Below are 12706 nucleotides of genomic sequence, written 5' to 3'. Positions count from 1 at the left end.
CCGAGCCTTGCTCGGTGCAGGATTGGCATTCGCGACCTGTTCGCACGATAAACGACATCGCCCTGAATCTATCCATTGAACGACTGTTCAGTTTCAACTATGTTGACCGCATCCACCCGTTTGCACACAGACGGGTTCGCGCTGTTTCTTCTTGAACGAGAGGCTCTGGCATGCGGTTTTCCCCTTTTGTTGAGCGAATTGCGGGCCAGGGTGTAGCGGCCTGGGACATTCACCACGCCGCCTTCCAAGCCGCCAGCCAGGGCGAAGACATCATCATCCTCAGCGTGGGCGACCCGGATTTCGCCACGCCAGCCTTCATCACCGACGCCGCCGTCGACGCCCTGCGCGAGGGCGACACTCACTACACCGAAATCCCTGGCCGCCCGGCACTACGCGAGGCGATTGCCGCGCGCTACAGCCAGACCCTGGCGCGGCCCTTGAACGCGGAAAACGTGATCACCGTGGCCGGTGCGCAGAATGCCTTGTTCGTCGCTTCGCTGTGCCTGTTGCAGGCCGGCGATGAAGTGCTGGTGCTCGATCCGATGTACGTCACCTACGAAGCCACCCTCAAGGCCAGCGGTGCGACGCTGGTGCGCGTGCCGTGCTCGCCGGCCTCCGGCTTTCGCCTCGACGCGCAACTGCTTGCCGCCGCCATCACGCCGCGCACCCGCGCGATCTTCTTCTCCAACCCGAACAACCCCACCGGCGTGGTCCTCAATGCCGAGGAGCTGCAGGCCATCGCCGCGTTGGCCATCGCCCATGACCTGTGGGTGGTGGTGGATGAAGTCTACGAAAGCCTCGTATTCGATGGCGAATACCACAGTCTGGCCGCACTGCCGGGCATGGCCGAGCGCTGCGTGGTGATCGGCAGTCTGTCGAAGTCCCACGCCATGACCGGCTGGCGCATTGGCTGGCTGGTGGCCGCGCCCGCGTTGATCGTGCACGCCGAAACCCTGGTGCTGAGCATGCTCTACGGGCTGCCGGGGTTTGTGATGGAAGCCGCCACGGCGGCGGTGCTCGCCCACAATGAGGTCACTGCGGGCATGCGCGAGATTTACCGGCGCCGTCGCGACCTGGTGGTGAGTGGCCTGAGTGCTTGCCCCGGCATCCAGGTGCGGGCGCCGCAGGCGGGCATGTTTGTGCTGGTGGATGTGCGCGGCACCGGCCTGGGCTCGCTGGACTTTGCCTGGCGGCTGTTGCGTGAAGCGGGTGTGTCGGTGCTGGACGCGGCGGCATTCGGCGAGCCGGCCCAGGGGTTCGTGCGGTTGTCCTTTACCTTGAGTGAAGAGCGCCTCGCCGACGCCTGCCGGCGCATCGCCGCGTTTGTCACGCGGCTCGCGGGTGAGCCGCGTACCGCGCCGGCGCCCATTGTCGAAGTGGCGCCGCCGGTACAGGCGAAGAAGATGATCGAAGTGATCGACCTGCATAAGCGCTTCGGCAATATCGAAGTGCTCAAGGGCATTTCCCTCACGGCCCACGAAGGCGACGTGATTTCGCTGATTGGCGCCAGTGGTTCGGGCAAAAGCACCTTGCTGCGCTGCATCAATATGCTCGAGGTGCCGGACCAGGGCAGCATTCACGTGGATGGCGAAAGCATCAAGTTGAACTACGGCCGCCCCGGCGCGCCGCTGGTGGCGGACGCCAGGCAACTGGTGCGCATCCGCTCGACCCTGGGCATGGTGTTCCAGAACTTCAACCTGTGGCCCCACCGCACGGTGCTGGAAAACCTTATCGAGGCGCCCACCCAGGTGCTGCGCGAAAGCCGCGCCGAAGCCATCGAGCGCGCCGAAGCCTTGCTCGACCGCGTCGGCCTGGCCGCCAAGCGCAACGAGTACCCGGCGTTCCTTTCCGGTGGCCAGCAACAGCGGGTGGCAATCGCCCGCGCGCTGGCCATGCGTCCCAAAGTCATGCTGTTCGACGAACCCACCTCGGCCCTCGATCCGGAACTGGTGGGTGAAGTGCTGCGGGTGATCCGCTCCCTGGCCGAAGAAGGCCGCACCATGATCCTGGTCACCCACGAGATGGCCTTCGCCCGGGATGTGTCTTCCAAAGTGGCTTTTCTGCACCAAGGCATGATCGAGGAAACCGGCTCGCCGGACTCGGTGTTCATCGATCCACGCAGTGAACGTTGCCGACAGTTCGTCAACGCGCATCAAACTCGCTAACTCCATAAAAAGACGGGGCAAATCATGACATTCAAACCCATGGCAAGCTGGTTGGGCGGAGCAGTATTGATGTTGGCCGCAGGTTTTACGCTGGCGGCCGAGAAACCTATCGTGTTTGCCGTTGCGGCCGAACCTTATCCGCCGTTCACGGTGAAAGGCGGCAACGGCCAGTGGTCCGGCTTTGAAGTGGACCTGATCCACAAGCTGTGCGAGGGCATGAAAGCCGAGTGTCAGATCAAGGAAGTGGCGTGGGATGGGATTATCCCGTCGCTGCTGGCGAAGAAGATCGACGTGATTTTCTCGTCGATGTCGGTCACTGACGAGCGCGAAAAACAGATCGCCTTCAGCCGCGCCTACTACGACTCGTTGCTGGGCGTGGCGGGGCCCAAGGGCAGTGAAGTGGAGATTTCCCCAGCGGGCCTCAAGGGCAAGTTGATCGGCGTGCAGATCTCCACGGTCAGCGCCAATTACCTGAAGAAGTACTACGAAAATATCGCTGACCTCAAGTACTACGACACCCAGGAATCGGCCAACGCCGACCTGATCGCCGGGCGCATCGACTACATGATGGCCGACGACACTGCCATCGCCATGATGGTCAAGACCCCGGAAGCCAGCGGCCTGGCGCATATCGCCAGTGTGCCGTACGACCCGATCATCGGCCGGGGCGTCGGCGCGGGGCTGCGCAAGGAAGACACCGAACTCAAGGCGCGCCTGGACAAGGCCATCGGCGAACTGCTGGTGAGCAAGGACTATGACGACCTGTCCCAGCATTACTTCGGCCTGTCGGTCAGCCCATGCAAACGCACCGACACGCCGGCATATGTCAGCAAGGTGTGTGAGAGCCCGTATGCGCAATAGGTTTGGAGAAGTCGGAGGTGAGGGCGCTTTTGTGGTTTTGGTGTTGAGGGGGCTTTTGTGGTGAGGGGGCTTGCCCCCCGTTGGAGTGCGCAGCGCTCCCGCTTTTCTTGGGGCCGCTACGCAGCCCAACGGGGGACAAGCCCCCTCACCACAGGAAAACCAAGGCCACTGGATAAGTTCTCCCTCCACAGGAAAACCAAGGCCTCTGGATAAGCCCTCACTCCACAGGAAAAACCAATGCCACTGGATAAGCTCTCACTCCACAGGAAAAACCAAAGCCTCTGGCTAAGCTCTCAATCCACAAGAAAACCAAAGCCAATGGATAAGCCCTCTCACCACAAGAAAAACCTAGCCACAGGACAAGCCCCCATGCCACAAGCACACATCACCCCAGGGCAATCACACAACCCTCGTTAAACGTGGAGTAAGCCGATGTTCGATCTCCTGAGCTTCAGCGATCAAGGCTGGGGCAATGCACTGCTCAAGGGCTTGTGGATGACCCTGCAGATCTCCGCCGGCGCGTTTGCGGTAGGGCTGTTGATCGGCCTGGTGGTGGCCTGCGCCAAGCTCAGTGCACCCCGGCCGATTGCCTTGCTGATGCGCGGCTACACCACACTGTTTCGTGCCGTGCCGGAACTGCTGCTGATCCTGTTGCTGTATTACGCCGGGTCCATGGGCCTGAACGCGCTGATGCTGTGGCTGGGGTTTGCGCAGGTGAACATTAGCGGTCCGCTGGTGGCAATCCTGGTGCTGGGGCTGGTGCAGGGCGCCTACGCGTCGGAGATCTTTCGCGCGGCGATCCTGGCGATTCCCCATGGCCAGATCGAAGCGGCGCGGGCCTTTGGCTTGAGCGGGTTTGGCCTGTTTCGCCGAGTGACCTTGCCGATCATGGCGCCGTACGCCTTGGCCGGCATGTCCAACCTGTGGATCAACCTGATCAAGGACAGCGCCTTGATCAGCGTGGTCGGCACCAACGAATTGCTCTACACCGCCAAGCAGGCAGCCGGTTCGACCCGGCAGTACCTGTTGTTCTACCTCGCGGCCGCCGCCTTGTATTACCTGGTGACGCTGGCTTCCAACTACCTGTCCGGGCGCCTGGAGCGACGTATTCGTCGCTGGATGCCGGTTGTCGAGTGAGCCGCCCATGCCTGAATGGATAAGTTATTACGCCGCACTGATCGCCAAGGGCTTGCAGACCACCTTGTCGCTGCTGGTCATTTCAGCGCTGCTGGGCTTTACCCTGGCGGTGGGGGTGGCGTTGGCCCGCCTGTCGCGGCGCAAATGGCTGGCACGTGCCGCATTGGCCTACACCAGTGTGTTGCGCGGCACGCCGCTGCTGATCCAGATCTACATTTTCTACTACGGGCTGGGCAGCCTGTTCGCGCAGTTCCCGATGATCCGGGGCAGCTTTCTCTGGCCGTTCTTGCGCGACGGCTATTGGTACATCGTGTTCGCCTTGGTGCTGTCGGTGGGGGCCTATGTGGGTGAGGTGATTCGCGGCGGCCTGCTGGCGGTGCCCAAGGGCGAGATGGAAGCCGCCTCGGCCTTCGGCATGACCCCACGCCAGGCCCTGCTGCGGGTGCGCCTGCCACGCGCGATGCGCCTGTTGCTGCCGACCCTGGCTGGGGAAACGGTGATGCTGCTCAAGTCCACCGCGCTGGCCTCGACCATCGCCGTGGTCGATCTGCTCGGCGCGGCCAACGTGGTGCGTGCGCAGACCTTGCAGATCTATCAGCCGTTGCTGTTGGTGGCCGGGGTTTACCTGTGCCTGACCTTCCTCATCGAAGGCGTCTATGCCATCGCCGAACGCCGTGGCACGCCGCTGCGCAGGTCAGTCGGATGAACCCGGATCGCTCGCTGCAGGGGATTGCCCTGTGCTCACTGGCCTATGCGTTCCTGGCGCTGCAGGACGCGGTGATCAAATGGCTGGTGGCCGATTATTCGGTGTTCACCATTCTGTTCTGGCGCAGCCTGGTGGTGGTCGCGGCGTGCGTGGTCGCCGGGCGCATGGGTTTGTTGCGCCGGGCGTGGACTTCGGTGAGCCGCCGGCTGCTGATCATCCGCGGGCTGTTGTCGTTGCTTGCCTGGCTGCTGTATTACACCGCCGCCAAGGACCTGACCCTGGCGGAAATGACCACGTTGTATTTCTCCGCGCCGATCATGGTCACGTTGCTCGCGGCGTTGATCCTCAAGGAGCGCGCCAGCCGTGGCCAGTGGATCTCGCTGCTGATCGGCTTTGTCGGCGTGGTGATTGCCTGTCGTCCGAGCAACATGCTCGACCCGTTGCCGATCGCGCTGACCCTGGCGGCCGCGCTGTGCTGGGCGTTTACCTATATCCAGCTGCGCCAGGTCGACCCGACCACCTCGGTGCTGGAGCAGATGCTGATTACCAATGTGGTGTTTGTAGTGTGCATGGCCGTGACCTTGCCTTGGACCCACACGCCCGCGCCGTTGCCGTCGTGGCTGGGCATGTTGGCGGCGGGGCTGGTCGGCGGTATCGGCCAGTTCCTGCTGTTTGCCAGCTTCCGCCGCGCGACCGCGACGCTGCTCGCACCGTTCGAATATACCGGGCTGATCTGGGCGTTCCTGTTGTCGAGCCTGATCTGGGGCACCTCGATGGATATCTCGCTGATCATCGGCGCAGTGTTGATCGCCGTCAGCGGCACCCTGGCCATGCTCAGTGCACGGCACCCGGTGTCACAGGACGTGGTCGGCGCCGAATGCTCCGTGACGCAACCCCTGTACCCAGCAGCGGCAGATGTGCAGCCCGTTGGCGGGGCTGAAGGTGCCGGGGTTGAGGCACCCCTCGAGCCAGAGTCCATCGAGCATCGCCGATAGGCCGATGGCGGCGAGGTGGCTGTCGTGGATCACCAGTTGCTCGCTGCGGGCCAGGTCGTCGAGCAGTTGCTGGATCAGTCCGAGGTAGGCGCGGTAGCTGTTTTCGTGGGACTGGTTCACGTGGGGCGAGTGACGGATCAGGCTCCAGAACACCACCCACACGCCGAGCAGGTCGGGGTCCATGACCCGTGGCGAAAACGACGCGCTGAGGAACGCATCCAGGCGCGCGGCGGCGCCTTCGACCCGTTCGACCTGTGCCCACAGCGCGCTGGTCAACTCATTGGCCAGCTTGTGGTAGGTCTCGGCGATCAGCGCGTCGATGCTGCCGAAGTGGTGGTTGAGCAAGCCCACCGACACGCCGGCCTCGGCGGCAATCCGGCGCACCGAAATCCCGGCGTGGCCGTCGCGGGCAAGGCAGGTGAGGGTGGCGGCAATCAGCAGGTCGCGGCGTTCGTCAGGGTCGGCACGGCGCAGTTTTGCAGGGGGTGTGGTCACGGCAATGCCCTTGAGGAAAGACCAGAAGGCTCAGGTTAGTTGAACATGTGTTCAATCTCTAGCGGTTAATTGATCAGAGGAGGGCAAGGCATGGCAAAAGACCTTTCGTGGCAGGTGCCCGGTGATGCCGGCAACCTGCTGCACATCGGCGCCTGGCGCTTTGACGGCGACGGCAGTGGCCCCCGGGTGCATTTGCAGGCCGGCGTGCACGCCGACGAAATCGCCGGGATGCTGGTGCTGCACCAGTTGCTGCCGCGCTTGCAGGCGTGTCAGGACCAAGGCCTTCTCAGGGGCTGCGTGACCGTGGTGCCGCAGGCCAACCCGTTCGGCATCGGCCAGTTTCGCCAGGGCAAATTACTCGGGCGTTTTCATGAGGCCACCGGGCAGAACTTCAACCGCGCCTTCGACCATTCGCTGGCCATGCAGCGCCCGGCCAGCAACCTCGCGCAGTGGCAGAAAAGCCTGGTGCAACTGGCCGCCGACGCCGACCTGGTGCTGGACCTGCACACCGACGATGAAGCCTTGCCGTACCTCTATATCCACCGCAGCTTCTGGCCGGAACAGGGCCTGGCGCTGGCGGCGGCGTTGCAGGTGGACGTGGTGATCATTTGGGATGACGGTGGCGACGGCTCTTTCGAAGAAACCATCATCAACCACGCCGCGCCGCAGTTGGCCGCCACCCTCGAGTTGCGCGGGCAGGCCGATGTCAGCGATGCCTTGGCGCGCCAGGACGCCGACGCCTTATGGAACTGGCTGTGCATCAGCGGCGTGATCGATGCGGTCGCGACCATCGGCGAATGGCAGGGCGAGGTGGTGGACATGGGCTGCATGGAGACGATCCTCGCGCCACGTACCGGTGTGCTGGTGTTCGAAAGACACCTCGGCGATTGGGTCGAAGCGGGCGAGCGCTTCGCCCGGATCATCGGGCGTCCCGGCGACCCTGGCTCCGAAGTGCCCCTGCACGCGGCGCAGCGCGGACGCATGGTCACCGGCCACCGTGAGCGCCTGGTCGCCCAGGGCTCGGTGGTGGCCAAGTTCACCGGCACGCACTTGTCCGACAGCTACAGCGGTGGCGTGCTGGACCCGTAAGCGATCAGAGATCGAAGTGCGAGACGCGCCGTTTCAGGCGGCGCATGGCACTGTCCAGGTGCGCCCGCGCGCTCGCCGGATCGCCCTCGCGCATCTGCGCATACGCCATCTGCGCCACCTGGGGGTCAATCGGCTTCAGCGGTTGACCACTGGCCATGGCCTTGAGCTGTACTTCGGCGGCACGCTCCAGGTAGTAGATGTCATCCCAGGCTTCGGCGATCGTCGGCGCGACCACCATCACCCCGTGGTTTTTCAGGAACAGGATATCGGCATCGCCCAGCGCCGCCGCGATGCGTTGACCCTCGCGGTGGTCCAGGGCCAGGCCGTTGTAGTCCGCGTCGACCGCCGTGCGTCCGTAGAACTTCAGCGCGGTCTGCCCCAGCCACAACAGCGGCGGGCCTTGCAACAGGCACAATGCAGTGGCATTGGGCATGTGCGTGTGGAACGCGGCCTTGATGCGCGGCTGCTGCTGGTGCAATTGCGCATGGATGTAGAAGGCCGTCGCTTCCGGCGTGCCCTCGCCATCGATCACATTGCCGGCGAAATCGCACACCAGCAGATGGGACGCGGTGATCTCTTCGAAGGCATAGCCGAACGGGTTGACGAAGAACAGCTCGTCATGCCCCGGAACCGTCGCTGAAAAGTGATTGCAGATACCTTCCTCCATACCGTGCAGCGCCGCCAGTTGCAGGCACGCGGCCAACTCCACCCGCGCGTCGATGGCAGCCACGCTGTCGAGGTTCAAGCGCCCGGCGCGCGGGCCCAGGGAGGAGGGCGTAAAGGTATGTGCCATGACTCACCACCCCAGGGACTTGAACAGCCCGGGCACGCCGTCGAGGGTCGGCAGGATGGCGTCAGGCGTGTAGTCGGCCAGCAACTGGCGGCCGGTGCCACGGTCGATCCAGACACAACGAAAGCCGATGTCCCGTGCGGCGGCGTGATCCAGGTGCGGGCTGGCACAGATATGCACCACTTGGTCGAGGCTGACGCCGAGCTGCTCGTGCGCGTAGTCGAACAAGCGCCGATTGGGCTTGTAGGCGCCGGCCTGTTGGGCGGTGATGACGCGGTCGATGTGGCCGCCCAGTTGCGCGACGTTGCCGGCAATCACATCGTCGTCCGTGTTGGAGACGATACACAGCTTGTAGCCCAGCGCCTTGAGCTGCTGGAGCGTGCCCGGCACTTCCGGGAACGGTGGCATGGCACTGATGCTGTCGGTGAGCAAAGCGCTGTCGCTGTCATTGGCGGGCAGGCCCAGTTCCTTGAAGGCCAGCTGCAGGCTCAAGCCCGCCAGGGTGCGGAAGCTGCGATGCGGCGGGGTTTGTTCCAGGGTATGTTCGTGGCGGTCATACACGCTGAGCAGCGTGTCGGGGTCGACCGAATGCGCGCCTTTTTCCGCAAGGATGCGCTCAATGGCGGCGCGCAGGCCTTCGTCCCACTGGATCAGCGTGCCGTAGCAGTCAAAGGTCAGCCAGAGCGGGCGCGGGGAATGTTCAAGTGGCATGGGGCACCTGTCGAAAAGAGTGAGTGACCGGGTCAGCTTAGGAAACCTGGCAGTCAGTGGGAAATTAAATTAACCTCTCCAGCTCAGTTGAATTGTCGATATGAGGGGCGCCCGCATGTTGGATCTCGAATTGCTGCATACCTTGGTCTGCGTGGTGGACGAGGGCAGCTTCACGCGCGCCGCCGAGCGTGTGCATCGCACCCAATCCACGGTCAGCCAACAGATTCGCAAGCTCGAAGACAGCGTCGGCCAGGTGTTGCTGGTGCGTGATCGCTCCGGCCAGCAGGTCAGTGCCACCGAGCACGGCGAATTGCTCACCCAGTACGCGCGACGCCTGTTGAACCTGTCCCGTGAAGCCCGCGATGCGTTGAACACCGAGGCCCGCCTGGTACCGGTGCGCCTGGGCGTGCCGGAGGATTTCGACGCCACGCGCATGGCCTCGATGCTCTCCGGCTTTGTGCGCGCGCGCCTGGAAGCGCGGCTGGAAACAGTCAGCGGCATGAGCACCGATCTGCGCCGTCAGTTGGAGAACGGAGAAATCGACATCGCTCTGGTCAAGCGCGAAGCCGGCAGCGGCGAGTGTCACGCCAGTTGGCCGGAGCCCTTGGTGTGGGTCTGCGGACACGGCCAGGACCTGCAGGTCGAAACGCTGCCCCTGGCATTGTTCCCCCAGGGCTGTATCTATCGTCAGCGGGCCATTCGTACGCTGGACAAGGCCCGGCGCAGCTGGCGCGTGGCGTTCGGTAGCCACAGCCTGACCGGGATTCAAGCCGCCGTAACCTCGGGATTGGGCCTGAGCATCCTGCCCAGGAGCGCGGTGCTGCCGACTCACCGCATCTGCACCGAACTACCGCCAGTGCCGCCCTCGGAACTGGCGCTGGTCAGTGGTGTGGAACGCTTGAGCGCCACTCATCAAGGCTTGATCGACTGCCTGCGCGACCAACTGTCAGCAGCCGGCTAGCCCACGTTTTCCCTCAGCCAAACCCCTCCCTTAGCCGCTCTCGATCAAGCAGCCTCCCATCGCGCCGATCAGGCCGGGCTTTCCCGGACTGACGCGACAACCACCCCGCGTGAAACATTCACCCTCAATTGCACGGAGCAGGGCGTTTCTGGCAGATCGCCATGATTAAACGTTTCACCAGCCGATAAATGACCGACGCAAGCGCTTGCGTAAGCAAATGTATCTGACATAGAGTCGGCAGCACTCGACTACAAAAATAATAAACGCAGGAGCTCATTCATGAGCCTTGAACCCTTGCTTGAGATGCAGGGCATCAGCAAGACCTTCAACGGTCTGCGCGTGCTCAAGAATGTCGGCCTGAAAGTCTACCCCGGCGAAATCCACGCCTTGATGGGGGAGAACGGCGCCGGCAAATCGACGTTGATGAAAATCCTTTCCGGCGCTTACCAGGCCGACCCCGGCGGCGAAATCCGCATCGCCGGCCAGCCTGTCGCCACCTTCACACCCGCCACCGCCAAAGCCCTCGGCATCGCCGTGATCTATCAGGAACTGAGCCTGTGCCCGAACCTGAGCGTGGCCGAGAACATCTACCTGGGCCGCGAATTGCGGCGTGGCTGGACCATCGACCGCAAGGGCATGCAGGCCGGTTGCAGCGAAGTGTTGCAACGCCTGGGCGCCGAGTTCACGCCGGCCACCCCGGTCAGCAGCCTGTCGATTGCCGAGCGCCAGCTGGTGGAAATCGCCCGCGCGCTGCACGCCCACGCCAGGATCCTGGTGATGGACGAACCGACCACGCCACTGTCATCCCGCGAGACCGACCGGTTGTTCGCGCTGATCAAGCAACTGCGCAGCCAGGGCCTGGCGATCATCTATATCAGCCACCGCATGGCTGAAATCTACGAGCTGTCGGACCGCGTCTCGGTAATGCGGGATGGCCAGTACATCGGCGAACTGACCCGCGATGCGCTGTCGGCCGAAATCCTGGTGAAGATGATGGTCGGCCGCGACCTCTCCGGTTTCTACAAGAAGGAGCACGCGGCGTACAACCCAGGCAACGTGGTGATGCGCGTACGCGACATGGCCGATGGCAAGCGTGTGCGCCATTGCAGTTTCGACCTGCACGCCGGCGAAGTGCTGGGCATCGCCGGGCTGGTCGGGGCAGGGCGCACCGAGCTGGCGCGGCTGATCTTCGCCGCCGACCCGCGCACCTCCGGCACCCTCGAAGTGGTCGGCAAGACCATCACCCAGTTGCGCAACCCGGCGGACGCGATTCGCGCCGGCGTGGTCTACCTCACCGAAGACCGCAAGGCCCAGGGGCTGTTTCTGGACATGAGCGTGGCCGACAACATCAACGTCTGCGCCTGCGTGCCGGACGCGCATGCCGGGGGCGTGCTGGACCGTGGCCACGCCGCGCAACGCGCGAAGGCTGCGATCCAGTCACTGTCGATTCGCGTGGCATCGGGCAAGGTCAATGTCGGCGCGCTGTCCGGCGGCAACCAGCAGAAGGTCTTGCTGGCGCGGCTGCTGGAGGTCAAGCCGCACGTGCTGATTCTCGATGAGCCCACCCGAGGCGTGGACATCGGCTCCAAGTCCGAGATCTACCGCATCATCAACCAACTCGCGCAAGCGGGCGTGGGCATCGTGGTGATTTCCAGCGAGCTGCCGGAAATCATCGGCACCTGCGACCGCGTGCTGATCATGCGCGAAGGCCAGTTGGTGGCCGAAGTCGGCGGGGCCTCCGGCCACGTCATTTCCCAGGAACGTATTATTGACCTCGCCACCGGTGGCGATCAGGTGGTTGCCCATGGCTGATTCAATGATTGCAACACCCGGCAAGGCCGAGCGCGCCCGCGAACTGATGCGCACGGTGGGCATGCTGCCGGTGCTGATCCTGCTGCTGGTGGGCTTTGCCCTGGCCAGCGAGAACTTCCTGACCGTGCAGAACCTGTCGATCATCACCCAGCAGGCGTCGGTCAACGTGGTGTTGGCGGCGGGCATGACGTTTGTGATTCTGACCGCAGGTATCGACCTGTCGGTAGGCGCGATCCTCGCGGCCTCGGCCGTGGTGGCGCTGCAGGCGTCGATGTCGCCGCAGTTCGGCATGTTCGGGATCGCCGCGGGCATCGGTTTTGGCCTGTTGCTGGGCCTGGTCAACGGTGGCTTGATCGCCTTCATGCGCCTGCCGCCGTTTATCGTCACCCTCGGCGCGCTCACCGCGATGCGCGGCCTGGCGCGGTTGTTGGCCGACGACAAGACCGTATTCAACCCCGATCTGCCGTTTGCGTTTATCGGCAATGACTCGATCCTCGGCGTGCCCTGGCTGGTGGTCATTGCGGTGGCGGTGGTGGCGCTGTCGTGGTTCATCCTGCGCCGCACGGTGATGGGCGTGCAGATCTATTCGGTCGGCGGCAACCCCGAAGCCGCACGGCTTTCCGGGATCAAGGTGTGGAAAGTGCTGCTGTTCGTCTACGCCATGTCCGGCGCGCTGGCCGGGCTGGGCGCGGTGATGAGTGCTTCGCGCCTGTTCGCCGCCAACGGCCTGCAACTCGGACAATCCTATGAGCTGGACGCGATTGCCGCAGTGATCCTCGGTGGCACCAGCTTTACCGGTGGCGTCGGCACTATCGGCGGCACCTTGATCGGCGCGCTGATCATTGCGGTCCTCACCAACGGCCTGGTGCTGCTGGGGGTGTCGGATATCTGGCAATACATCATCAAGGGCATCGTGATCATCGGCGCGGTCGCGCTGGATCGCTATCGCCAGTCCGGTGCACGGACCTGAGTTCACCCCCATAA

11 protein-coding genes and 1 pseudogene are annotated in these 12706 nt (G+C 63.7%); 9 read left to right on the top strand and 3 right to left on the bottom strand.

What is annotated here, in order from left to right:
• The first annotated feature begins 170 nt into the window (after positions 1–170).
• The 5 genes from C9990_RS32930 to C9990_RS32790 all read left to right on the top strand — a co-directional run bounded on the left by C9990_RS32930 (position 171) and on the right by C9990_RS32790 (position 5864).
• On the top strand, positions 171–2165 hold the full coding sequence (locus tag C9990_RS32930) for an aminotransferase class I/II-fold pyridoxal phosphate-dependent enzyme (protein ID WP_106803893.1): 1995 nt from the start codon (positions 171–173) through the stop codon (positions 2163–2165).
• Between the two features lie 39 nt (positions 2166–2204).
• Positions 2205–3026, top strand: coding sequence for a transporter substrate-binding domain-containing protein (locus C9990_RS15875; protein WP_371920701.1), 822 nt, complete (start codon positions 2205–2207; stop codon positions 3024–3026).
• Positions 3027–3458: 432 nt separating this feature from the next.
• Positions 3459–4163, top strand: a complete 705-nt coding sequence (locus C9990_RS15870) for an ABC transporter permease (protein WP_065905185.1) — start codon at positions 3459–3461, stop codon at positions 4161–4163.
• 7 nt (positions 4164–4170) lie between these two features.
• Complete coding sequence (locus tag C9990_RS15865) at positions 4171–4869, top strand: ABC transporter permease (protein ID WP_106803892.1); 699 nt, start codon at positions 4171–4173, stop codon at positions 4867–4869.
• On the top strand, positions 4866–5864 hold the full coding sequence (locus tag C9990_RS32790) for a DMT family transporter (RefSeq protein ID WP_106803891.1): 999 nt from the start codon (positions 4866–4868) through the stop codon (positions 5862–5864). The genes C9990_RS15865 and C9990_RS32790 overlap by 4 nt, the downstream gene beginning before the upstream one ends.
• Here C9990_RS32790 and C9990_RS15855 read toward each other — a convergent pair.
• Positions 5820–6248 (bottom strand): annotated as a pseudogene (locus C9990_RS15855) (TetR family transcriptional regulator C-terminal domain-containing protein); the annotation flags it as partial. The gene C9990_RS32790 and the pseudogene C9990_RS15855 overlap by 45 nt on opposite strands.
• A 201-nt stretch (positions 6249–6449) precedes the next feature.
• On the opposite strand from C9990_RS15855, the gene C9990_RS15850 reads away from it, so the two are divergent.
• On the top strand, positions 6450–7448 hold the full coding sequence (locus C9990_RS15850; protein ID WP_106803890.1) for a succinylglutamate desuccinylase/aspartoacylase family protein: 999 nt from the start codon (positions 6450–6452) through the stop codon (positions 7446–7448).
• A gap of 4 nt (positions 7449–7452) precedes the next feature.
• Here C9990_RS15850 and C9990_RS15845 read toward each other — a convergent pair whose 3' ends face one another.
• Entirely contained in the window at positions 7453–8241 is a 789-nt protein-coding gene (locus tag C9990_RS15845) for an aldolase (RefSeq protein ID WP_106803889.1), read from the bottom strand.
• 3 nt (positions 8242–8244) lie between these two features.
• A complete protein-coding gene (locus tag C9990_RS15840; RefSeq protein ID WP_106803888.1) occupies positions 8245–8949 on the bottom strand; it encodes a haloacid dehalogenase type II in 705 nt (234 codons plus the stop codon).
• Positions 8950–9064: 115 nt separating this feature from the next.
• Here C9990_RS15840 and C9990_RS15835 point away from each other — a divergent pair, with 115 nt between their 5' ends.
• The 3 genes from C9990_RS15835 to C9990_RS15825 all read left to right on the top strand — a co-directional run bounded on the left by C9990_RS15835 (position 9065) and on the right by C9990_RS15825 (position 12692).
• Positions 9065–9910: a LysR family transcriptional regulator gene (locus C9990_RS15835; protein WP_106803887.1), complete on the top strand. Its 846-nt coding sequence runs from the start codon at positions 9065–9067 to the stop codon at positions 9908–9910.
• Positions 9911–10189: 279 nt separating this feature from the next.
• Complete coding sequence (locus C9990_RS15830; RefSeq protein WP_106803886.1) at positions 10190–11722, top strand: sugar ABC transporter ATP-binding protein; 1533 nt, start codon at positions 10190–10192, stop codon at positions 11720–11722.
• Complete coding sequence (locus C9990_RS15825; RefSeq protein ID WP_065905202.1) at positions 11715–12692, top strand: ribose ABC transporter permease; 978 nt, start codon at positions 11715–11717, stop codon at positions 12690–12692. Before C9990_RS15830 ends, C9990_RS15825 begins: the two co-directional genes overlap by 8 nt.
• Positions 12693–12706: the final 14 nt, after the last annotated feature.

This window comes from Pseudomonas sp. S5D5 (genome assembly GCF_003013355.1).
GTDB classification, from domain to species: domain Bacteria; phylum Pseudomonadota; class Gammaproteobacteria; order Pseudomonadales; family Pseudomonadaceae; genus Aquipseudomonas; species Aquipseudomonas aylmerensis.
The sequence above is the reverse complement of the archived record's forward strand: the minus strand, read 5'-3'. Positions and strand labels throughout refer to the sequence as shown.

Bases quoted from the DNA above. Each gene is read 5' to 3' on its own strand.
- C9990_RS32930 (WP_106803893.1), top strand. From the start codon at position 171: ATGCGGTTTTCCCCTTTTGTTGAGCGAATTGCGGGCCAGGGTGTAGCG.
- C9990_RS15875 (WP_371920701.1), top strand. From the start codon at position 2,205: ATGGCAAGCTGGTTGGGCGGAGCAGTATTGATGTTGGCCGCAGGTTTT.
- C9990_RS15870 (WP_065905185.1), top strand. From the start codon at position 3,459: ATGTTCGATCTCCTGAGCTTCAGCGATCAAGGCTGGGGCAATGCACTG.
- C9990_RS15865 (WP_106803892.1), top strand. From the start codon at position 4,171: ATGCCTGAATGGATAAGTTATTACGCCGCACTGATCGCCAAGGGCTTG.
- C9990_RS32790 (WP_106803891.1), top strand. From the start codon at position 4,866: ATGAACCCGGATCGCTCGCTGCAGGGGATTGCCCTGTGCTCACTGGCC.
- C9990_RS15850 (WP_106803890.1), top strand. From the start codon at position 6,450: ATGGCAAAAGACCTTTCGTGGCAGGTGCCCGGTGATGCCGGCAACCTG.
- C9990_RS15845 (WP_106803889.1), bottom strand. From the start codon at position 8,241: ATGGCACATACCTTTACGCCCTCCTCCCTGGGCCCGCGCGCCGGGCGC.
- C9990_RS15840 (WP_106803888.1), bottom strand. From the start codon at position 8,949: ATGCCACTTGAACATTCCCCGCGCCCGCTCTGGCTGACCTTTGACTGC.
- C9990_RS15835 (WP_106803887.1), top strand. From the start codon at position 9,065: ATGTTGGATCTCGAATTGCTGCATACCTTGGTCTGCGTGGTGGACGAG.
- C9990_RS15830 (WP_106803886.1), top strand. From the start codon at position 10,190: ATGAGCCTTGAACCCTTGCTTGAGATGCAGGGCATCAGCAAGACCTTC.
- C9990_RS15825 (WP_065905202.1), top strand. From the start codon at position 11,715: ATGGCTGATTCAATGATTGCAACACCCGGCAAGGCCGAGCGCGCCCGC.